18 protein-coding genes and 1 pseudogene are annotated in these 19,963 nt (G+C 62.4%); 9 read left to right on the top strand and 10 right to left on the bottom strand.

Annotated features, from left to right (window positions below; translation table 11 throughout):
• Nucleotides 1-319: 319 nt before the first annotated feature.
• The 6 genes from G7067_RS03470 to G7067_RS03445 form a co-directional block, all read right to left on the bottom strand.
• Nucleotides 320-514, bottom strand: coding sequence for a hypothetical protein (locus tag G7067_RS03470; protein WP_166322010.1), 195 nt, complete (start codon nt 512-514; stop codon nt 320-322).
• The gene (locus tag G7067_RS03465; protein ID WP_166322008.1) at nt 511-1,671 is read right to left on the bottom strand and encodes a hypothetical protein; all 1,161 of its coding nucleotides are present in this window, start codon (nt 1,669-1,671) and stop codon (nt 511-513) included. The genes G7067_RS03470 and G7067_RS03465 overlap by 4 nt, the downstream gene beginning before the upstream one ends.
• The gene (locus G7067_RS03460) at nt 1,664-2,785 is read right to left on the bottom strand and encodes a CPBP family intramembrane glutamic endopeptidase (RefSeq protein WP_166322006.1); all 1,122 of its coding nucleotides are present in this window, start codon (nt 2,783-2,785) and stop codon (nt 1,664-1,666) included. Before G7067_RS03460 ends, G7067_RS03465 begins: the two co-directional genes overlap by 8 nt.
• A gap of 148 nt (nt 2,786-2,933) precedes the next feature.
• Nucleotides 2,934-4,319, bottom strand: a complete 1,386-nt coding sequence (locus G7067_RS03455) for a glycine--tRNA ligase (protein ID WP_166322004.1) — start codon at nt 4,317-4,319, stop codon at nt 2,934-2,936.
• Nucleotides 4,320-4,429: 110 nt separating this feature from the next.
• Nucleotides 4,430-5,371: a 2-hydroxyacid dehydrogenase gene (locus tag G7067_RS03450; RefSeq protein WP_166322002.1), complete on the bottom strand. Its 942-nt coding sequence runs from the start codon at nt 5,369-5,371 to the stop codon at nt 4,430-4,432.
• A 39-nt stretch (nt 5,372-5,410) separates the two neighbouring features.
• Nucleotides 5,411-5,842 carry a TetR/AcrR family transcriptional regulator C-terminal domain-containing protein gene (locus G7067_RS03445; RefSeq protein WP_244301225.1) on the bottom strand — a complete coding sequence of 144 codons (432 nt, stop codon included), beginning with the start codon at nt 5,840-5,842 and terminating at the stop codon, nt 5,411-5,413.
• 370 nt (nt 5,843-6,212) lie between these two features.
• Between G7067_RS03445 and G7067_RS03440 the strand changes: the two genes are divergently transcribed.
• The 6 genes from G7067_RS03440 to G7067_RS03415 all read left to right on the top strand — a co-directional run bounded on the left by G7067_RS03440 (nt 6,213) and on the right by G7067_RS03415 (nt 11,987).
• On the top strand, nt 6,213-7,430 hold the full coding sequence (locus tag G7067_RS03440; RefSeq protein ID WP_166321998.1) for an MFS transporter: 1,218 nt from the start codon (nt 6,213-6,215) through the stop codon (nt 7,428-7,430).
• A gap of 41 nt (nt 7,431-7,471) precedes the next feature.
• Nucleotides 7,472-9,118 (top strand): amidohydrolase, encoded by a 1,647-nt coding sequence (locus G7067_RS03435; protein ID WP_166321996.1) that lies wholly within the window; start codon nt 7,472-7,474, stop codon nt 9,116-9,118.
• 32 nt (nt 9,119-9,150) lie between these two features.
• On the top strand, nt 9,151-10,029 hold the full coding sequence (locus G7067_RS03430; RefSeq protein WP_166321994.1) for an alpha/beta fold hydrolase: 879 nt from the start codon (nt 9,151-9,153) through the stop codon (nt 10,027-10,029).
• Nucleotides 10,030-10,101: 72 nt separating this feature from the next.
• Nucleotides 10,102-11,151, top strand: a complete 1,050-nt coding sequence (lplAB, locus tag G7067_RS03425; RefSeq protein WP_166325699.1) for a lipoate-protein ligase LplAB — start codon at nt 10,102-10,104, stop codon at nt 11,149-11,151.
• Between the two features lie 108 nt (nt 11,152-11,259).
• Nucleotides 11,260-11,559: a ribbon-helix-helix domain-containing protein gene (locus tag G7067_RS03420; RefSeq protein ID WP_166321992.1), complete on the top strand. Its 300-nt coding sequence runs from the start codon at nt 11,260-11,262 to the stop codon at nt 11,557-11,559.
• Nucleotides 11,556-11,987: a type II toxin-antitoxin system VapC family toxin gene (locus tag G7067_RS03415; protein WP_166321990.1), complete on the top strand. Its 432-nt coding sequence runs from the start codon at nt 11,556-11,558 to the stop codon at nt 11,985-11,987. The genes G7067_RS03420 and G7067_RS03415 overlap by 4 nt, the downstream gene beginning before the upstream one ends.
• Nucleotides 11,988-12,001: 14 nt before the next feature.
• Here the strand turns inward: G7067_RS03415 and G7067_RS03410 are convergent.
• A pseudogene (locus tag G7067_RS03410) lies at nt 12,002-12,962 on the bottom strand (quinone oxidoreductase family protein).
• A 205-nt stretch (nt 12,963-13,167) separates the two neighbouring features.
• On the opposite strand from G7067_RS03410, the gene pdhA reads away from it, so the two are divergent.
• Genes pdhA through G7067_RS03395 form a run of 3 tightly spaced genes read left to right on the top strand, consistent with a single transcriptional unit; the run spans nt 13,168 to nt 16,777 of the window.
• Nucleotides 13,168-14,262 (top strand): pyruvate dehydrogenase (acetyl-transferring) E1 component subunit alpha, encoded by a 1,095-nt coding sequence (pdhA, locus tag G7067_RS03405; RefSeq protein ID WP_166321988.1) that lies wholly within the window; start codon nt 13,168-13,170, stop codon nt 14,260-14,262.
• Nucleotides 14,259-15,389, top strand: coding sequence for an alpha-ketoacid dehydrogenase subunit beta (locus G7067_RS03400; protein WP_280115755.1), 1,131 nt, complete (start codon nt 14,259-14,261; stop codon nt 15,387-15,389). Before pdhA ends, G7067_RS03400 begins: the two co-directional genes overlap by 4 nt.
• A gap of 5 nt (nt 15,390-15,394) precedes the next feature.
• The gene (locus tag G7067_RS03395) at nt 15,395-16,777 is read left to right on the top strand and encodes a dihydrolipoamide acetyltransferase family protein (protein WP_166321986.1); all 1,383 of its coding nucleotides are present in this window, start codon (nt 15,395-15,397) and stop codon (nt 16,775-16,777) included.
• Nucleotides 16,778-16,899: 122 nt separating this feature from the next.
• Here the strand turns inward: G7067_RS03395 and G7067_RS03390 are convergent, their stop codons facing one another.
• The 3 genes from G7067_RS03390 to G7067_RS03380 all read right to left on the bottom strand — a co-directional run bounded on the left by G7067_RS03390 (nt 16,900) and on the right by G7067_RS03380 (nt 19,959).
• On the bottom strand, nt 16,900-18,087 hold the full coding sequence (locus G7067_RS03390; RefSeq protein ID WP_166321984.1) for a Fic family protein: 1,188 nt from the start codon (nt 18,085-18,087) through the stop codon (nt 16,900-16,902).
• 134 nt (nt 18,088-18,221) lie between these two features.
• Nucleotides 18,222-19,562 (bottom strand): MFS transporter, encoded by a 1,341-nt coding sequence (locus G7067_RS03385; protein ID WP_166321982.1) that lies wholly within the window; start codon nt 19,560-19,562, stop codon nt 18,222-18,224.
• A 169-nt stretch (nt 19,563-19,731) separates the two neighbouring features.
• The gene (locus tag G7067_RS03380) at nt 19,732-19,959 is read right to left on the bottom strand and encodes a hypothetical protein (RefSeq protein WP_166321981.1); all 228 of its coding nucleotides are present in this window, start codon (nt 19,957-19,959) and stop codon (nt 19,732-19,734) included.
• Nucleotides 19,960-19,963 lie beyond the last annotated feature (4 nt).

The following is a 19,963-nucleotide window of genomic DNA, read 5'->3' as shown; positions in this document are numbered from 1 at the left end:
AGCAGCGAATCCTTGAGGCTGTCGACCCTGCTTTGTGTAGCACCGCGAACCGCGCCAACGCCACGCTGAACCGGCTCAGTCTGCCACACCTGTTGAGCTCCGCGCTTGATCTGCTCGTAACGTTCACGACCAGCCCGCGTTCCCAGCACGTAGCCGACTGCCGCGCCCAGCACGAATGCAATCTTGCCCTTCATCTTGCCTCCCGCCAATGGCGTTCTCGTAAGTCTGCAACCACCCTACTCCGGTCAGCTGACACTTACATACCCTTACGGCTATATACACAATTGTGGACGTTCACTGGATAGACGTGTTGGAGACGTCAATCAGCGATACCGGTGAGTTTCCGCCGCCGCGCGACTGCGACCCGGCGCGCATCATCGACAGCCTCCGCGAGGTGTCCGCCGTGCAGACCAATGCCGAGCGGAAGCAACGAAGGCTCAGCCTCGCGAGCCGATTCGAGAGTGCCCACCGCAAGATCCCGCTGCTCGAGCGTGAGGTGTGGTGCGGGTCTCATCTCGATACAGGGCGGTGCTTCCCCTCCGTGGAGAGCATCGATTCCGGCGGCCTGCAACACCTGGTCCGTCGCAGCCGCGACTTTAGTGTGAGAGGAACCGTCGTCACGCTGGTGTTCCGCGAGCAGGGTTCGGGGCCTGAGAGTCTCGCGCAGTAGGATCCTGCACCCTCACGTTCAAGCCGCAGTGACCAGACCTCCCCGTTCGCGAGCTGAACCGTCTGCAGTGCGTCGTGTTCGAGGTCAGTGATCCCGGGATCAGAAACTTGGACGCGCACATACGCTCGCCAGGCCTCAGGCGCGAGAAACCGCAGCGCGGTATCGATCGTCTCTGGTTGAGGGAGTGACTGATCCACAACAAGCACACGCGCCTGGATCTCGGTGCCAGGGTGCGCATGCTCCTCCACCCGCCAACCCTCCTCCACGGGGGCAGCCCGCAGAAGCGAGCCGCGCACGATCTCGGCTCCATACAGTCTGAGCCTGTCAATAATGGCCGTCTCGAGGGCCTGCCACCCAGCCGCTGGCCTCACCGTGGTTTCACGTGCAACCTCGCGCTCCGAGATCGCGAGGGCAGCGCCGGAAAGTGAGCCCGCGCGCGTCATAGCCTCGTTGAGTCCTGGAGCAACGACCGCGACCTCGGCCTCGTCTGCAGAAGCACCAAAGCGCTCCCGCACGCACGGCTCAACCAGCTGTTCGAGGACGGCCCTTCCAAGCCGCGAGCGCACGAGTGGGCCAAGATTGTGGGCCTTACCGATAGTGAGAACCGGTTTGATCCGGTCGAGCGAGGCCCGCATGCCGCCGCCTGTGCCGAGCAGCGCAAGCGACTGCGCGCTCATCGGCACCGCAGGGATCCCAGCGACAGCCGGTTCCGGCTGCAGCGTCCAGTTTCCCCGAAAGTCGCGCAGCTGCACCGGGCGCAGGGGTGCGTACACGGGATCCAGATCCGTGTTTGGATCGTCTCCTGGCGCAATTGGCGCCGCGACATGATGGAAGAACGCAACAAGAGAACCATCAGGATCCGGGACGCCGCGCTCATCGAGCCCCGCGATCCCCCGCTCCTCATAATTGATGAGGACACGGACCTGCAGGCCCACCTCTGCGCACTCGAGCGCGGCGGCAAGTGCGGGCAGACTCGCCCCAGAGATATAGACGTCAGTCACGCGGCTGCTCCTGTTGCTCCACCTGTGGCACCTGCTGCGGCGAGGGCAAGAACTCGTGGACGGGCAGAGATCCCGGCGCAATCGGCACCAGCTTCAGATCAATGCGTGCGCGCCCATAACCGTGCTTCTTGAAGGATCGCACGACGAGCCATGCAAAAAGGCCGAGCCCCACCGCTTCTCCGACCACAGAACCGACCCCGCCCGCGCTCTCCGTCTGCGCGGTGGATCCGCCAAGTCCCGCGGTCATGAACCCAAATGCGACCAAGTTGTTGATGACGTGGATGGCGATCGCCGCTTCAAGGCCCCCGGTGCGCCACGTCAGCCACGCGGCGACCGCCCCCATCAAGCCGACTGCCGCCAAGCCCCAGAAATCATAGATGTGGGCCATCGCGAAGCCGACAGATGGGATGAGGATCGCGAACCACGGGTTCTTCAGCCACGATCCGAGCACCTGCATAAACAGTCCGCGAAACACCACCTCTTCTGCTGTCGCCTGAAGTGGCACCAGCAGCAACACGAACAAAAATGAAAGCAGCGCAGCGCTGGGGTCAAAATTTGAGTCGCCAGCATATTCGGCGACTGACCCGACAGCGGCGGAGGGGAAGTAGAATTCGAGCGCAGCCTCAAATGCGACGCCGACGATGTTCATCACCACGACTCCGAGGATGGCAAACAGCGTCGTCCGGCCGAGCAGCCCCCACCTGATTCTGAGCGCAACGGACCACACGCGGCTCGTTGGGCGCACTCCCATGATCATCATTGCGAGCAACACTGAAGGGATCATGATGATCACCGAGAGTAGCGCGAGCACTACCGAGATGGGTCGCTGCGTCTCGATGATTTCCGTAGTTCCGAGGCGCAAGTCATCCAGGTAGCTGGGATCCACAGCCAGAATAATTGGGATAAACGCAATGCTGAGCGCGATGGTCATGATGAGGAAGAACGCCCCCGCGAGACCAAGAATGACAAGTGGTTTCCACCACTTGTATCCCTGCACACCCCGAAGAAGTCGGTGGTACTCGAGAGGCTCCGTCTCGACTGTCTGCGTTGCCTGCGGCGCGGACGCCCACGCCCATGTCGCTGGCGCTGGCGGAAGGTCTGGGCTGCTCGTCATGCGTTCTATCCTGTCACCCTGGGCTTCATGGCGGCTCAGAATCGCGAGCAGCTCAGCCGGTACCTGCACGTCAGCCGGTCAAAAACTGCTGTTTCTGACCGGCTGAACTGTGAGCACCGGCTGAGCTGTCGCAAGCAAGCCCTCGCCCTTATGAGCCGCGCAGGCGCTCCGCGAGGTACGCGTGCAACTCGGCACGGGGCACCCGCTCCTGCTGCATCGTGTCGCGCTCGCGCACCGTCACCGCATTGTCGTCGAGCGAGTCGAAGTCGACCGTGACACAGAACGGCGTACCGATCTCGTCCTGGCGCCGGTAGCGGCGACCGATTGCCCCCGAGTCATCAAAGTCAACGTTCCAGTCGTCGCGCAGATCCTGAGCAATCTCACGCGCCAGCGGAGACAGCGCTTCGTTGCGGGAGAGAGGCAGCACGGCGGCCTTGATCGGGGCGAGGCGGGGATCCAGCGCGAGCATCGTGCGAGTATCGGTGCCTCCCTTCGCGTTCGGCACCTCCTCCTCACGGTACGCATCGACAAGGAACGCCATTACCGAGCGGGTGAGGCCCGCGGCCGGCTCGATGACGTATGGCATCCAGCGCTCGTTCTTTGTCTGGTCAAAGTACGACAGATCCTTGCCCGATTTCTCGGAGTGCGTCTTCAAGTCAAAGTCAGTGCGGTTCGCGATGCCCTCGAGCTCGCCCCACTCGCTGCCAGTGAAGCCAAAGCGGTACTCGATATCGGCGGTGCGCTTCGAGTAGTGCGACAGTTTCTCCTGCGGATGATCGTAGAAGCGCAGATTGTCGGCGTCGATGCCGAGGTCGGTGTACCAGCGCATGCGCTCGTTCATCCAGTACTCTTGCCATTCCTCATCGGTGCCGGGCTCGACGAAGAACTCCATCTCCATCTGCTCGAACTCGCGGGTACGGAAGATGAAGTTGCCGGGAGTGATCTCGTTGCGGAAGCTCTTGCCGATCTGGCCGATCCCGAACGGCGGCTTCATACGCGCCGACTGCAGCACGTTCGCGAAGTTCACGAAGATGCCCTGCGCAGTCTCCGGGCGGAGGTAGTGGAGGCCCGCCTCGTCATCAACCGGGCCGAGGAAGGTCTTGAGCAGGCCAGAAAAGGCGCGGGGTTCAGTCCACTCGCCGCGCGTGCCACAGTTGGAGCAGACGATCTCGGCGAGACCGTCCTTCGGGGCGCGACCTTTCTTCTCTTCGAAGGCCTCGATGAGGTGGTCCTCGCGGTAGCGCTTGTGGCACTGCGTGCACTCGACCAGCGGATCGCTGAAGACTTCGACGTGGCCGGAGGCCTCCCACACCTGCTTGGGGAGGATGACGCTGGAGTCGATGCCCACGACGTCGTCTCGCTTCTGCACCATGGACTTCCACCATTGGCGCTTGATGTTCTCCTTCAGCGCCGTGCCGAGCGGGCCGTAATCCCAGGCTGAACGGGATCCGCCGTAAATTTCACCCGCTTGAAAGACGAAGCCGCGGTGGCGGGCGAGGGCGATGACCTTATCAAGGCGGGACTGTTCAGCCATGTTCGTTTCACTCCAAGGTGCAAGCGGGGATCTTGGGAACGCGCCCGGATCCGGACACGCTGTGCCATCCTATCGCGGCCGCGGCCGGACCTGGGCCTGCTGGCGAAGACCTAATTCCACTCCCCCAGAACAAGATTCTCTGGGGCTTCCCCCGCACGCAGATGCGCGATCTGGCGGCGGATCAACGCGACCATGCGCGGCAACATCGCGCTTGAATCTCCGCCGACATGGTGCGTAATGAGGGCGCCAGGACAGTCCCATAACGGATGTCCCACGGGCAGCGGTTCAGGATCGGTAACGTCGAGCGCCGCGCGCAAGCGTCCCGCGCTTAGTTCAGCGACGAGCGCATCGGTGTCGACCACTGGGCCACGCGCGACGTTGACGAGCAGAGCTCCGTCGGGCATGGCTGCGAGCGCGGCCTTGTCAACAAGTCTCTGCGTTTCAGTGGTGAGTGGCACCGCGAGAATCACGACCTCAGCCTCCGCAAGACACGCGTGCAAATCCGTGAATCCATGGACGGTGACGGTGTCTCCCGCAAGGTTGGTATCTTCGCGAGCGGATCGCGCCAGCCGCGTGATCTCTACTTCGAAACCAGCGAGCCTCGCTTCGATGGCCTTCGACACTCCTCCGTATCCGACAAGCAGCACACGGCGATCGGCGAGGCTTGGAAAGGATCGTTGATCCCACCTGTGCTTGGCGTTGTCACGAACGAACTCGGGGATCCCGCGCTGCGCCGCGAGGGTCAGCGCAATTGCCAACTCGGCCGTGGAGGTCTCGTGCACGGTCGCGGCGTTGGCGAGCGGCAGTCCCTCCGGCAGGTAGTCCTTCACGCCGTTGTAGCCGATCGACTGCCACTGCACGAGGCGGGCGTCTACCCCTTCGAGCCGTGCAAGCCACCTGGCGCCCTCCAGATAGGGCGGCACCACGATGTCAATGCGCTCGCACGGCGCCTCCTCCTCCAGATCCCAAGTCACAAACCGCACACCCGGTTCATCACCGAGAGCTTCCCTCAAACCGGAGTCGCTCGGCACAGATACGATCAGCTCAGTCATGCCCTTGAGTGTATCGAGGGCGGAGAGCGCATCACCCCGTTATCTGGGCGAATTCCCCGCCGCCCGAGCCGCAATGCCCGCGATAATGAGCTCAAGACCCTGCCGAAACACCTGCTGGTTTCGCGCCTTCCCGGTCGGGTGAGTGGCAAGGAGCTCCGTGAGTCTTTCGTCGGTCTGCGCTGGATCGAGCACCACGTCTGGCGACAACGCGTCAATCGCGGCACCGAAGGTAAAGGCGTCGATCACTTCAATCGTCGTCAGGATCTCATCCTCTGGAAGGCCCGATATCTCGAGCGCACCAACCAATGCCGAGTAAAAGCGCAGGACATCTTGCTCATCGATCACCACTGTAATCATGTGCTGGAGCACTCGGGGATGATGCGCATACATGCTCCAGGTTTGTTCGACCTCGCTGCGAATGGTCTCGCGCCAATCGGCGTGCGTTGTTGTCGCGCCGATATATTCACTCACCAAAACTTGACGCATGGCGCGAATAACGCCTTCCCGTCCGTCGACATGGTGATAAAGAGATGACACACTCACCCCGAGTCGTTTGGCGAGGGGAACAACCCGAAGCTCGTGACCTGACTCAACAAGCTCGATCGCTGCACGACCGATGATTTCTGTGTTGAGAAGCGCTATTCGTGGCCTGGCCATATCGCCCCCTTTGACTTGGCTACTGAACACATGCGGGACTGACTTATTGAATGGACAGTGCCACCCTCAACAGCTCCTTGACAGATCCTCTCATACGAGGCACTATGGTCTCGATAATCGAAATGATTTCGGTTATCTCAGCAGTCACTCGTCAGCGTGGTCGAAGAAGCTAAGAGAGAACCTTATGAGCCCCAGCACCCCAGCAGCTCCCACTCACACCGAACTGCGGCACCCGCTCACGGTACGCAATGGCAGCGCAACGTTTATCATCGCGCTCGCCAGCTTGATGATGGCCAATCTGGCGCCGTTCATCATGACGGCCCTCGGGGGTCTCGGCTTCGACATCATCGAAAGTGGAAATATTCTGACGTGGGCACTGCTCGCTTCCGCGGCAACTGGTCTCGGATCGGCCAGGCTCGCCTCCGGAAATCGCAGACGCCTCCTCGCAATCGTCGGTCTCGCAATCGCCACCGTGGCATTCGGGCTGTCTTCAGTCCTCACTTCGCCGGCCGCGGCGGTCAGCGGCCTCATCATTGGTGGCGCCGGAATCGGCGCCGCAATTTCCACCTCCGGCGCGGCACTAGCCGCGCTTCGCAATCCGAATAGAGTGTCGGCAGCAAGTGGGCTCGTCAATAGGATCCTGGTCACCATAATTCTCGCGGTCATCCCAGTCCTCGGCATCACCCAAGGAAGTGTCTTCGGCACCCTCGCCCTCATTTCCCTCGCGGGTCTCACTCTCGCCAGCTGGCTCCCCAACACTCCCGAGCACGCAGCACCGGTCGAGGTAACAACGAGTCTGAAGATCGCAGAGCCTCGGCGAATCACCATAGCGGGCATTGCGTTGCTCATCGTTTTTCCCCTTTGGGGGGCAAGCGAAGACGCCATCTGGACCATGGCCCCCGTTCTCGGAGACGCCGTTGGCATTAGCGAGCAATCGCTCGGCTTCACGCTGAGCCTGGCAGCAGCTGGAGGAATCCTGGGCATGCTCCTGGTGACGGTCTTCGGCAACCGACTGGGCCGCGCTATCCCGCTCACCATCGCACTCGTCGGCGGCGGTGTCTTGAAGATCTGCATTGGCTTCAACACAGACTCCATACTTCTCGCAGCCTTGATCATCTGCATCAACACCATCTATGCATCGGCCTTCGCCCTCTACCTCGGAACCGCCGCCGGCCTTGATGCGCGTGGCCGCTGGTCCGGCCCGCTGATTGGTGCCTACCTGGTCGGCTCGAGCTTCGCTCCCCTTATCGGGAGTGCGCTCATCGATGCACTCGGGATCACAACATTCACGTTGATCACCGGACTCACCAGCTTTGCGGTCATCGTTCCCACAGTATTCGTCGCTCGAGCATCAATCGCTGCGGAGCGTGCCCTTGCCAAGTCAGCGCCAGCTACTGCATAGTTCAGACATTTCACAACACACCCACCGAAAGCAGGCCTCACATGACTGCGCCGACCACGATCTACCGCAACGCCCAGGTCTTCACGGGCAACGCAGCACTCCCACTACGCGAGAGCTTCGCAGTGAGCGAGGGAAAGGTCCTCGCCGCTGGAGATATTGGCTCGGTTCGACTCGCCTCGGGAACGTCTGCCAGAGAGGTTGACCTGAACGGCGCATTCGTGAGCCCCGGCGTTGTTGAGGGCCATACACACATGCTGATGCTGGGGGAGGCTCTCGACAAAGTCCAGCTGCGGGACTGCACCACCGTCGCGGAGGTGCAGGCGCGACTCACCGCCGCTCGCGCGGCCCACCCCGAAGCACCGCTAGTGCTCGGTTCTGGTTGGCTCTTTGATATCTTCAACGACGACGAGCGCCCGACCGCTGCGCTCCTCGACGCCGCGGTGCCTGACGTGCCCGTTCTTCTCGACGCCAACGACCTGCACTCGGCATGGGTGAACTCAGCGGCACTTGTAGCGATGGGAATCACGGACGAGACCCCGGACCCCATCGGCGGCGAGATCGTCCGCGATGAACACGGCAAAGCCACCGGGTTCCTTCTCGAAACTGCCGCGATACGGCATGCCTGGGCTTTCCTCGAGTCTGCTGCAAGCGATGCTGACCGCGACCGATTTCTCGAGAACGCCTTTTCGGCTTATCTGAAAACCGGCGTCACAACCGCCACAGAGATGTCTTTCGGCCCAGCAGATCTCGCCACTTATCGCCGCCGCCTTGACCGCGACGGCCGACTCCCCTTCCCGGTTAACGCACACTGGCTTCTCACTGCATCCGGCGACTCCGCCACCGATCTCGAGGCAATCGCAGAAGTTGCACGCATTCGCGACGACATCGCAGCACAGTATGGAGACACCTGGTTGCGGATCACTGGCGTAAAGTTCATTCTCGACGGCGTGATCGACGCCTGCACGGCGGCAATGCGCGAACCCTTCGCCAACGGTTCCAGGCCCGACCCGATCTGGCGACGCGAGTTTGCCCTGCCCGCCGCCGTAGCAGCTGACGCGGCCGGTCTTCAGCTTGCTCTGCATGCAATTGGTGACGAGGCGAGCACGATCGCACTGGACATGATTCAGGAGTGCGTGCGAGTCAACGGCCCGCGTGCTGATCGCCGTCCCCGTGTCGAACACCTCGAATCAGTGGCTGACGACACGATTGCGCGCATGGCGGCGCTCGGTGTGACTGCCTCGATGCAGCCCGTGCACTGCGATCCTGCGATCCTCGACAACTGGCAGGCAGTCCTCGGTGACAAGCGCGCCGACACCGGCTTCCCGTGGCACAAATTTCAGGATGCAGGCGTGCCACTTGCGCTCGGAACCGACGCACCCACGGCACCGCACGAGGCCCCGAACAACCTCTTCATCGCAATAACCACCGAGTCAGCCCTCGACCGTCTTCGCGGCCCTTATCACGCCGAACGGGCCTTGACTCCCGCTGAGGGCCTCGAGGCATTCACGCTTGGGCCCGCATACGCAACCCACCGAGACCATGAACTCGGCCGCATCGCTGCTGGTTATCGGGCCAATGTCGTTGTGTGGACAGCCAACCCATTCAGCGGCCCCTCCGATGGGTTACTCGGCTCCTCAGCAGCGCTCACACTCGTCGACGGAGAAGTAGCGTTCTCGGCTGCGGAGTAACGCACACAGGCCGAACACGGCACAATGGAGCCATGACTACCAAACCGCGGGGATCCAACATCGAACCCACCGAGTTCAGCTACATCGACGCGCACGGCGTCGAAATCCAGTGCTATCGCTGGGATGCTGAGGAACCCGTGGGCCTCGTGCAGATTTCGCACGGCATCGGGGAGCACTCGAGACGCTATGACGACTTTGCGCGGGCGCTCGTCGGCACAGGTTTCACCGTCTACGCCGACGACCACCGCGGGCACGGTGAGACCGGCCGCGCACAGTGGGAGGGCGACCTCTCGAGGCTCGGCCGCCTCGGGCCCGGCGGCTTGCGGGCCACCGAGGAGGCGATCCTGCAACTCACTAGTTTGATGCGGAATCGCCACCCCGGCCTCCCCCTCATCATGTACAGCCACTCCTGGGGCTCACTCATGGCGCAGCGGATCCTCAACGAACACCCGCGGGCATGGGACGCGCTGATTCTCTCCGGCACCGCGCTCCGCACCTTCAAGCACATGGAGAGCGGGGATCTGAACGCGCGCTGGAAGCACGAGCGGGCTCACGGATTCGAGTGGCTGAGCCGCGATCCTGCAACCGCTCGGGCATTCATCGAGGATCCACTCTGCTTCGCAGCCGACATCCTCAAACTATTTGGGGTTGCCGACGGGCTGCGGCTCTTCGGCAAACCTGTCTCAGGTCTCGCACCCGAGGTACCGATTTTACTGATCTCAGGAGCCGACGACCCGCTGAGCCGGAACGACGGTGTGCGTGAGCTCGCCGAACTCTACCGCAAGCGCGGCGTGCGCGACGTCACCGTGAAGCTCTACCCCGAGGCGCGGCACGAAACCCTGAACGAGACCAACCGCGACGAGGTGCAGGCCGACCTCATCACGTGGATGCTGGAGCGGGTCGGCGGGTAGCGCGCTCTGCCCTCGCGCCACAGCAACCCGTACCCACAGCACCCAAGTTCGGCGTACCCTGGGAACATGAGCATGCACGGAGAGTACAAAGTCCCGGGCGGCAAACTGGTCGTCGTAGATTTCGAGGTTGTTAACGGCCTGATCGAGGGCTTTCGGCTCTCGGGTGATTTCTTTCTTGAGCCCGACGATGCGCTCGAGTGCATCAACTCTGCCATCGAGGGTCGGAACCCGAACGGCACGATTGAGGAGTTCGCGGACGCGATCCAACAGGCGCTTCCGAGCGAGGTGCACCTGCTCGGTTTCACCCCTGACTCGGTCGGGGTCGCGATCCGGCGCGCTATCACCGGCGCCGCGCACTGGCGCGACTACGACTGGCAGATCCTGCACGAACCCCCCATCTCGCCCGCACTAAACGCGGCTCTCGATGAGGTGCTGACCATCGCGGTCGGTGAGGGGCTTCGCGGGCCGACACTTCGAATCTGGGAGTGGAACGCCCCCGCAGTGATCATCGGTAGTTTCCAGTCGGTGAAGAATGAGGTCGACGAGGAACAGGCCGCGGCCCACGGCGCCCAGATTGTGCGGCGCATCTCAGGCGGCGGGGCGATGTTCATGGAGCCAGCCGCGAGCATCACCTACGCCCTCTACGTGCCGGGAGAACTCGTGCGCGGTATGAGCTTCGCGGACTCTTACGCCTACCTCGACGAGTGGGTGCTCGAGGCACTGAAAGCGCTCGGCATCGACGCCGTCTACAAGCCCCTCAACGACATCACCAGCCCGCTCGGCAAGATCGGTGGCGCCGCGCAAAAGCGACTCGGATCCGGCGCCGTGCTGCACCACGTCACCATGGCCTATGACATGGACGCCGAAGCGATGACTCAGGTGCTTCGCATCGGCCGGGAAAAGCTCTCAGACAAGGGCACCGCGAGCGCACAAAAGCGCGTTGATCCTCTCCGCAGCCAGACCGGGCTGCCTCGCGAAGAGATCATTGAAAAGATGATCGAAGTGTTCCAGCAGCGCCACGGCGGGGTGATGGGCGAGGTGACCGAGGGCGAGTGGGATGCGGCCGAGCGGCTCGTGTCGCAGAAGTTCTCGACTGAGGAGTGGATCCGGCGCGTGCCGTAGGGGCGTCCTCGGGGACAGGATCAGGATCCCATCCCCTCCCTTGCGCTCCGCAGAACATGCACATACACACCCCTTGTGCATGCGTAAGAACACACGTAGCCTGGAATCATGGCAACTCTCGACAAGCGGGTCCAGGTACTCTTTGATCCCGAACGATATGCCGCGCTGGAATCTGAGGCACGGGCACGTGGCATAAGCGCGGGCGCCCTCATTCGCGCCGCCGTTGATGAGCACCTTGAAACGAAGAGCCATCTCGCCAACACTGCTTGGGAAGAGCTTTGGCACCGCGTCGATTCTGACCCCAACTCCTACCCGCCGCTCGACTGGGAAGAAGCACAAGCTGCCTACGAACGAGAGATGGATCCCTTCTACCGCCTCGCCAAGAGTAACGGAGAAAACAGCGAATGAGCGTTGAAGCCATGGCAGATGCCGTACTTGTCGACGCCGCGACCGCTCTCTACGCCCTAAACCCACGTGACCCTCGGAGCCTCAGTTGCAGAAAGATGCTCGTGAAGATTTCTTCTGGAAAGGGAAGAGGCTACGCGAGCACCGAAATGATTCAAGAAGTGGTGTTTCACCGGATGCGGATCACCCAGGACCGGACTCGATCGGTCCAAGATGGCCGCGATCTGATTTCTCGCCTCACAGTTCTCAAGTTCGACGACGAGGTGCTCGAAACCTCTCTCAAGCTCATCGAACAGCTGCCACGAGTACGCGGGCGCGACGCGGTCCACGCTGCGACTGCACTTGTCTACGGGATCCCTCGCATCCTGTCGCCCGACAGCGACTTTGACGAGATTCCCGGTATCACTCGGATTGATCCGACCGTGGGGTAAGGATCCCCCTCCGCCTACAGGGTCAGGATCACCTTGCCGGTGGTCCGCCGACCCTCAAGGGCACGGTGCGCATCGGCTGCTTCCTCAAGCGGAAACTGCGCGCCGATACGAATATCGAGCGTGCCGGCCGCGATCGCGTCAAAGAGGTCCCCGTAGCGCCAGGCTCGTTCTTCGGGCGTGCGCAGAAAATGGCCAAGCGACGGCCTGGTGACAGAGAGGGAGCCGCCGGAGTTCAGCCGTTGCAGGTCAAACGGCGCCACGGGCCCGCTCGCGCCCCCAAAGAGCACCATCTCGCCCCGGATCCGGAGCGCACGCAACGAATCGTCGAAGGTGTCTTTGCCGACGCCGTCGTAGACCACCGCCACCCCTCGCCGCCGGTGAGTTCGCGGACCCTTTCCACAAAGGAGCCATAGCTCAGCACCTCGGCGGCTCCGGCGGCCAGGCTCAATTCCTTCTTCTCCGGCGTCGACACGGTGGTGAGCACGCGCACCCCGCGCGCGGTGAGGATCTGGGTCAGCAGCAGCCCCACCCCGCCGGCCCCGCGTGCACGAGCACGGTCTCTCCGGGCTGCGGCTGCGCGGCGGACGTTGCGAGGTAGTGTGCGGTGAGTCCCTGAAGCGGCAACGCGGCGGCGGTGTCGGCCGTGATCCCCGCGGGTACCTGCACTGCGGCATCCGCGGACACAACAAATTGCTCGGCGTAGCTGGCTTTGCCCTCGGCGGTGGCGACGAGGCGCCCGATCATCTCCGTCGGCACGCCGTCACCCACCGCGGCGACCGTGCCTGAGGCCTCAGCCCCCGGGGTGAAGGGGAAGTCGACGGGATAGATCCCGGAGCGCTGATACGTCTCGATGAAATTCACACCGACCGCCGCAGTCTGCACCAGCAGCTTGCCCGGGCCTGGATCCGGAGCTTCCGCCTCCCCGACTGCCAGAACCTGGGGCCCGCCCGCCTCGTTCGCAATGATTGCTCGCATGCATCGAGCGTACGAGACTCCTTCGGACTACGCACCCGCGCATCCTTGCACTTCGCCAAAATGTGGAGTCATTCGTCCACACTTTGTCGGCTTGCGTGTACAAATATTCACATATCAACGATTATGCGTGACACACGTTCGTAGCGAAGGCAAGATTGTCGGCATATCGTAAACCTCACCGGCACCTGTGATTCAAGGAGGAATCGTGTCACCTTCAGGCACCCGTCTGCTGCCACGCGACGTCCCCGTGCAACTACTCGACGAACACGGCTCGCTGACAAAGGACGCCGACTACCCGACACCCTCGATGGAACGGATGCAGCAGGCCTACGCCAGCCTCATCAATGGGCGCAGGATCAATGATCAGTGCAACGCGCTTGTGCGTCAGGGCCGTCTCGCGGTCTACCCTTCTTCAAACGGCCAGGAGGCCTGCCAGGTCGCCGCGGCTCTTGCGCTTTCTGACGGCGATTGGCTCTTCCCGACCTATCGCGATTCTGTGTCGGTCATCACCCGCGGCGTTGCCCCTGAGGACGCCATGGTGCTGCTGCGCGGCGACTGGCACTCCGGCTATGACCCGCACGAATTCGGTGTTGCACCGCAAGCCACCCCGCTCGCTACCCAGTTACTCCATGCCGTCGGATTCGCGCAGGCGGCGGCCTACCGCAACGAACCGACCGTGGTGCTCGCGATGTGCGGCGACGGCGCGACGAGCGAGGGTGACTTCCACGAAGCCATGAACTTCGCGGCCGTATTCAAACTGCCCGTCGTGTTCTTCGTGCAAAACAACGAGTTTGCGATCTCGGTGCCACTTGCTCGCCAGACGGCGGCACCCTCGCTCGCGCACAAGGCCATCGGTTACGGCATGCCAGGGCAGCGGGTCGATGGAAACGATGTTGCGGCGCTGCTCTCGGTGCTCGAAGAGGCGGTGGATCGGGGCCGTCGCGGCGAAGGCCCGACGCTTGTTGAGGCACACACCTACCGGATGCTCGCGCACACGAACGCAGACGACGACACCAGATACCGGGAGCGGGAAGAGGTGCAAGCCTGGGCTGATCGGGATCCGCTCACCCGCGTGCGCAGCTATCTTCGCGCCGAGGGTCTGCTCGATGACAAAGCCGAAGAAGCCATGGCTGAAACGGCCGAGGGAATCGCGGCGGAGCTTCGGGCCGCAATGAATGCTGACCCTGTGCTCAACCCGGAAGAGCTTTTCGCACACGTCTATGCTGAGCGCCCTGCGACTCTCGATGCGCAGTGGGCTCTGCTTCAGGATGAAATCGAACGGACGGAGGCCAGAGCATGAGTACCGTGACGATGAACCGAAGGGGAGCGGGCACCCAAGCAGCCCCAAGTGTCGCGGCTGCTGCCGGATCCGGTAGTCCAACCACACCCGCGGCAAGCCCCGCCTCGGACCCAACCGCCGACGCAGCACTCCAGCCCAAAGTCACTCATGTGGTCGAGACCATGACAATGGCTGCTGCGCTGAATCGGGCTCTCTCAGATGCCCTCACCGCCGACGACCGCGTACTCATCTTCGGCGAGGATGTCGGTGCTCTGGGCGGTGTTTTCCGCATCACTGATGGCCTCAATGCCCGCTTCGGGGAGAAGCGCTGCTTCGACACCCCGCTCGCGGAGTCCGGGATCGTCGGCACCGCCGTCGGCATGGCGATGAACGGACTGATCCCCGTTGTGGAGATGCAATTCGACGCTTTCGCCTTGCCCGCCTTCGAGCAGGTGGTGAGCCACGTCGCGAAGCTCGGCAACCGCACGCGCGGGGCTGTGCGCATGCCGATGGTGATCCGGATCCCCTTCGGCGGCGGGATCGGAGGCGTCGAGCACCACTGCGACTCTTCGGAGACGTATTACGCGCACACGCCGGGCCTCACCGTGGTGACACCCTCAACGCCGCAGGATGCTTACTCGCTGCTGCGCGCGGCGATCGAATCGCCGGATCCCGTGGTCTTCATGGAACCGAAGAAGCTCTACTGGTCAAAGGGAGTCGTCGACACCTCGATCACGGCGGATCTGAGGCGAGCGAGCGTGATCCGCGAGGGCAGCGATGTCACTCTGATCAGCTACGGCCCCTCGGTGTCTGTCGCACTCGAGGCTGCGGAGGCGCTTGCGGACGAGGGGCGCAGTGTGCAGGTTGTGGACGTGCGCACGCTCACGCCCTTTGACGATCAAACCGTCATGGATGCTGTGCGCAGCACCGGCCGGGCGGTCGTGATCGCGGAGGCTCCGGGGTTTGTGAGCGTCGCTTCGGAGATCCAGGCGCGCGTGTCTGAGCAGTGCTTTGAGTACCTTGAGGCTCCCGTGCGGCGGGTTACCGGCTTCGATACGCCGTTCGCTTCCCCGAAGTTTGAGCACTGGTATCTGCCCGACGTGGACCGGGTGCTTGACGCCATCGATTCACTGCACTGGGAGGATTAGCCACCATGTCGACACGGGTATTTCACCTTCCGGATCTCGGCGAAGGGCTCACCGAGGCGGCGCTCGTGCGCTGGATGGTCGCTGTCGGCGACACCATCGGCGTTGACCAGGCAGTCGCCGAAGTTGAGACCGCGAAAAGCATCGTCGAGCTCCCCTCCCCCTACGCTGGCACGGTGCTCGCGCTGCACGGCGAGGAGGGAGAGTCGATCCTCACGGGTGCGCCGGTAATCGAGGTCGGATCTGACGCCGCCGATACTGATGGTGGCGCTGGCGATGCTCCTGAGGTGGCGGCGCCTAGCCACACGAACGATGAACACGAGGCTTACCGCAAAGAAGAACAAGCGGGGTCAGGCAATGTGCTGATTGGATACGGCACCGGGGCGGGGCCCGCCAAGGGGCGGAGGCGTCGTCGCGGTGAGGATTCTGCGACTCCTTCGGAGCGCAGAATGACGGTGGGGGTGGAGCGAAGCCTGACGGCGGCGGGATCCACCAGCGAACAGGCAAGAGGCCCGGTCGCGGTACGCTCCCCCATTGTGCGGCGCCTCGCGCGTGAGCTCGGGATCGACCCGCGCTCGGTCGAACCCACGGGTGCCGACGGTGTCATCACACGAAGCGATGTGCTGCGCGCTGCCGAAGCGTCAACTCCGAATGCCGGTTCACAGCAGCCATCGGCCGCGATCCCGCGCCCCCCACTCAACGTGCTGCGCGCCGAACGATTCTCACCACTGCGGAAGGCGGTCAGCGCGAAGCTCAGTCGGAGCCGCGCAGAGATCCCCGAGGCAACCGTGTGGGTTGATGTCGACCTCACGGAGCTCTGGGCGCTCCGCCCGCAGATGGCGCAGCCAGGCGAAAAGTCGCCATCGCTCACGGCACTCTTCGCGAGGTACGCACTGCTCGCGCTGCAGGAGTATCCTCTGCTCGCGTCCCGGCTCAGCGAGAACGGCGATGAGATGGTGCTGTTCGACGGCACGAGCCTCGGCATCGCCGTCGACACGCCCCGCGGCCTGATGGTGCCGGTGATCCACCGCGCCGAAGACTTGTCGGTTGCCGAGCTTGACGAGGAACTGCGCGAGCTCAGCAGCACCGCCCGCGAGGGCCGCACGCCCCCCGAGCAGCTGCGCGATTCGACGTTCACACTGAACAACTACGGTGGTTTCGGGGTCGACGGATCCGCCGCGATCATCAACCACCCCGAGGTGGCCATGCTCGGGATCGGCCGCGTGCTTGAGCGCCCCTGGGTTGTTGACGGGGAAATTGTTCCTCGCCGCATTGCACAGCTTTCGCTCGTGTTCGACCATCGGGTCTGCGACGGTGGCTACGCCGCCGGGTTCCTCCGCACGGTGGTGGATCTGCTCGAGCACCCACTGCGGGCCTACCCGCGGGTGTAGGGCCAGGATACCGCCCCACGCTACAACACGAACGGCACTTACCTTGGCGCGTGGGCGCAACTTCCAACTTCAGTTGGAGCGTGGAGCGCAACTCCAACTCAAACAGGGTCTTTGTTGGAGCGTCAACCTACGCTGCCGGAGTGATCCAGGTAGGCCACCGGAGACTCCACCACCTTGAAGATGGCCGGAGCAACCCAGTGCTCGCGCCCACCCTTGCCACTTGTGCCTATGCTTTCCAGCCAGCCTCGCTCCTCCGCATTCTTGATGAGCCCCCTCGCGCCCTGATTGGTGAGCTCAAGATGAACCTGCGCATGCTTGACCGAGATAAACGGATTACTCAAGAGCAGTTCAACCAAGCGTGGAAGATTGGATCGCCCCTGCAACGCGTCTCGCATGTATTCCTCACGTATCCGAACGAGGCGTTTTGATCTGTCGATCGCGTCTCTGGACTGCTCCCGCACGGCACGCATAAAGAAGAGGAGCCACTCATTCAGCTCACCCCTTTCTCGGACCGCCTGTAGCCGCTCGTAGTATTCCTCACGATGCGTCTCGAAGTAGCTCGAAAGATAGAGCAGTGGATAGTCCAGACGAGATCGCTCCATCAACATCAGATTGATCAGCAGGCGCCCGATCCTGCCATTGCCATCAAGAAAAGGGTGGATCGTCTCAAACTGGTAGTGCATGATTGCCGCCTGCACCAGAGCGGGCAAATGGTGGCCATCCTCATTCACAAACCTCTCCCAGTCAGCCAGAAGATCCCCAAGATGCTTGGGAAGCGGCGGCACAAACGTCGCTGTTTCCGGCGTCGCCCCTGCTCGACCCACCCACACCGGTGACCTTCTCAGCTCACCCGGAGATTTCTCTTCACCGCGAACCCCGGCCATGAGCGTCTCATGAACCTGCAGGATGAGCCGTTGTGTAATTGGAAGATCCCGCGCAAGCTTGAACGCCTGATGGGTGGCCTCGAGATAGCGCTGCACCTCTGCAGTGTCATCATTTTGTGCCGCATCATCTATTTCAGATTGAAACACATCCGAAAGAGACGCCTGGGTGCCCTCGATCCGAGAGCTTGCAAGCGCTTCCCTCCGCAGGTATGGCCCAATCAGGAGACTGGGATCCTTCACCACCATCACGAGGCCCTGCAGGTGCCCGAGAGCCGCATCGGCTTCGGAGAGCCCGGCAATCACAGCCGCATTGAGTTCAGGCTCTCGCGGAATGGGCTTGGGGAGATAGTAGACGAACGCCCACTTGTTTCCGGGCTCGATCGTCGCCCTGCCGAACGGGGTGTCTGGGAAAGCGTCGATGTCCACACCCCCACGCTACAAGACAACAGGCACTTTAGTTGGAGCGTGGGCGGCAACTCCAACTCAAACAGGGCTTTTGTTGGAGCGTGGGAGCGATCGGGTGCCCGCACGGGCTCGTGTCCGTGCGGGCACCTGAGGCTCTACTGCGGAATCACATCGTTTGAGCGGGTGTTCAGCGGAACACCCTTTGTCTCTTTGACCAGCGACACCGCGATCAAGGAAATGATCGTCACTCCGAGAATGTACACACCGATTGTCCACGACTGACCGGTTGATTTGAACACCAGGTCTGCGATCATCGGCGCAAACGCGCCGCCAAAGATCGCGCCAATGGCGTAGCCGATCGAGACGCCGGAGTAACGGATGTCAGCGGGGAACATCTCGGAATACAGCGCCGCCTGCGGCCCATACGAGAGGCCAAGGCCGATCGTCATCACAAACAGCGCGATGAAGTACAGCGTGATATCACCGGTGTCGATCAAGAACCACATCGGGATCGCCCAGATCCCAAGCAACACGTACCCGATCTGGAAGGTCCGCACCCGCCCAATGCGATCCGAAATGATGCCGCCATACAGCGTGAAGGCGAGCCATCCGAAGGAGGCGAGTGTCGTCGCGAGCAACACCGGCGGGCGTTCGAGCCCCAGACCGCCGTCGGCCTCGGGTCGTGTCGCATAGGCGGAGAAGAAGGCGATGAGCAGATAGCCCGCTGCGTTGTTCGCGATGAAGATGAGCGCGGCAAGGATGACCTCTTTTGCGTTCTTCATGAACAGGATCTTCAACGGCGCCGACGACTCACCCTTGCGTTCCTGAAGTTCCTTGAAAATGGGGGATTCCTCGACCGCACGCCGAATGAAGTAGCCAACAAGGATCAACACGATCGAGAACAGGAAGGGAATGCGCCAGCCCCAGGCAAGGAAATCGGCTTCGCTGAGCACCGTTGTGATGACCCACATCGTCGCGGTCGCGAGGATCATGCCCAGCGGCACGCCAATCTGCGGGTATGCCCCGAAGAAGCCGCGCTTGTTTGCTGGAGCGTGCTCCACTGACATGAGCGCAGCCCCGCCCCATTCACCTCCCGCGGAGAATCCCTGCATGACCCGCAGCAGCACCAGAAGCACGGGCGCCGCGATGCCAATCTGCGCGTAGGTCGGCAGCACGCCAATGAGTGCTGTCGCGAGCCCCATCAGAATCAGCGTCAGCACGAGCATGCGTTTACGCCCGAGCCGATCACCGAGGTGTCCCGCGACAATCGCGCCGAGCGGCCGGAACAGGAACGAGATGCCGAGCGATGCCCAGGCAACGATCTGTCCGACCGTCTCCCCGGCGGGCGCAAAGTAAAGCGCCGCGAACACCGCTCCTGCCGCCTGCGCATAGATGAAGAAGTCGTACCACTCGATCGTGGTGCCAACTACGGTGCCAGCAAGGACCTTTCTTTGCTCAGCGCGGCGATCTATGGTCGTTAAAACTTCAGCTGTCATGTGAACTCCGTTGTTCGATTCGTTTCCCCATTAGTTGCCGAACGATCGGCAAGTATTGAAGTGTACACGATTCACCCCCGACCCACCACACGCCGACTTGACTCATCTAAAAGGTCCGGGAACGACCACGTGTGCGGGCCTGTCAAGAGGTTTGTGTAAGCTGCGGGATTTAGTTTTCTGGGTTGATGTTGTTTGAGGTGGTCCGGGTTGTCGCAGCAAGCTCGTCCCAAGAGCTGTAGCGCCCCCCGATGTAGCCGAGCTGGTCCGTGATCTCTCGTTTCGCTTCCCGACTCAGTTTGGGCAGAAACTCGGCCAAGGTCCAGAGAACATCATCGGCAAGAATCAGCCAGGCTTCTTGCGCGGTGAGGCCTTCTTCAATATCGAGTGTGGCGGTCATGATA

This window comes from Leucobacter insecticola (assembly GCF_011382965.1).
GTDB classification, from domain to species: domain Bacteria; phylum Actinomycetota; class Actinomycetes; order Actinomycetales; family Microbacteriaceae; genus Leucobacter; species Leucobacter insecticola.
The sequence above is the reverse complement of the archived record's forward strand: the minus strand, read 5'-3'. Positions and strand labels throughout refer to the sequence as shown.

Coding starts and splice junctions, on each gene's coding strand:
- G7067_RS03470 (WP_166322010.1), bottom strand. CDS start 514: ATGAGACCCGCACCACACCTCACGCTCGAGCAGCGGGATCTTGCGGTG.
- G7067_RS03460 (WP_166322006.1), bottom strand. CDS start 2,785: ATGACGAGCAGCCCAGACCTTCCGCCAGCGCCAGCGACATGGGCGTGG.
- G7067_RS03455 (WP_166322004.1), bottom strand. CDS start 4,319: ATGGCTGAACAGTCCCGCCTTGATAAGGTCATCGCCCTCGCCCGCCAC.
- G7067_RS03450 (WP_166322002.1), bottom strand. CDS start 5,371: ATGACTGAGCTGATCGTATCTGTGCCGAGCGACTCCGGTTTGAGGGAA.
- G7067_RS03440 (WP_166321998.1), top strand. CDS start 6,213: ATGAGCCCCAGCACCCCAGCAGCTCCCACTCACACCGAACTGCGGCAC.
- G7067_RS03435 (WP_166321996.1), top strand. CDS start 7,472: ATGACTGCGCCGACCACGATCTACCGCAACGCCCAGGTCTTCACGGGC.
- G7067_RS03430 (WP_166321994.1), top strand. CDS start 9,151: ATGACTACCAAACCGCGGGGATCCAACATCGAACCCACCGAGTTCAGC.
- lplAB (WP_166325699.1), top strand. CDS start 10,102: ATGCACGGAGAGTACAAAGTCCCGGGCGGCAAACTGGTCGTCGTAGAT.
- G7067_RS03420 (WP_166321992.1), top strand. CDS start 11,260: ATGGCAACTCTCGACAAGCGGGTCCAGGTACTCTTTGATCCCGAACGA.
- G7067_RS03415 (WP_166321990.1), top strand. CDS start 11,556: ATGAGCGTTGAAGCCATGGCAGATGCCGTACTTGTCGACGCCGCGACC.
- G7067_RS03400 (WP_280115755.1), top strand. CDS start 14,259: ATGAGTACCGTGACGATGAACCGAAGGGGAGCGGGCACCCAAGCAGCC.
- G7067_RS03395 (WP_166321986.1), top strand. CDS start 15,395: ATGTCGACACGGGTATTTCACCTTCCGGATCTCGGCGAAGGGCTCACC.
- G7067_RS03385 (WP_166321982.1), bottom strand. CDS start 19,562: ATGACAGCTGAAGTTTTAACGACCATAGATCGCCGCGCTGAGCAAAGA.
- G7067_RS03380 (WP_166321981.1), bottom strand. CDS start 19,959: ATGACCGCCACACTCGATATTGAAGAAGGCCTCACCGCGCAAGAAGCC.